This window comes from Nocardia sp. NRRL S-836 (genome assembly GCF_001279525.1).
In the GTDB taxonomy this organism is placed as follows: Bacteria; Actinomycetota; Actinomycetes; order Mycobacteriales; family Pseudonocardiaceae; genus Lentzea.
In genome coordinates, this window is sequence record NZ_LGDY01000172.1 from 1 (window position 1) to 382 (window position 382).

At 55.5% G+C, this 382-nt stretch carries 1 rRNA gene; it reads right to left on the reverse strand.

Annotated features, from left to right (window positions below):
- Positions 1-344: ribosomal RNA gene (locus ADL03_RS43665) — 23S ribosomal RNA — on the reverse strand; the annotation flags it as partial.
- Positions 345-382: the final 38 nt, after the last annotated feature.

Consider the following 382-nt stretch of genomic DNA (forward strand, 5'->3'; position numbering starts at 1 on the left):
CGGCAGAACTGACCAAGAGGTCCCACGACCCCGCGAATGCAACCCCTGCCGGGTATCACACAGACGCGGTTTAGCCTCATCCGCTTTCGCTCGCCACTACTCACGGAATCACGGTTGTTTTCTCTTCCTGCGGGTACTGAGATGTTTCACTTCCCCGCGTTCCCTCCACACACCCTATGTGTTCAGGTGTGGGTGACCCCACATGACTGGGGCCGGGTTTCCCCATTCGGAAATTCTAGGATCTCAGCTCGGTTGACAGCTCCCCTAGACTTTTCGCAGTCTCCTACGTCCTTCATCGGCTCCTGGTGCCAAGACATCCACCGTATGCCCTTACTAACTTGCTACAAAGATGCTCGCATCCACTGTGCAGTTCTCAAAGAAC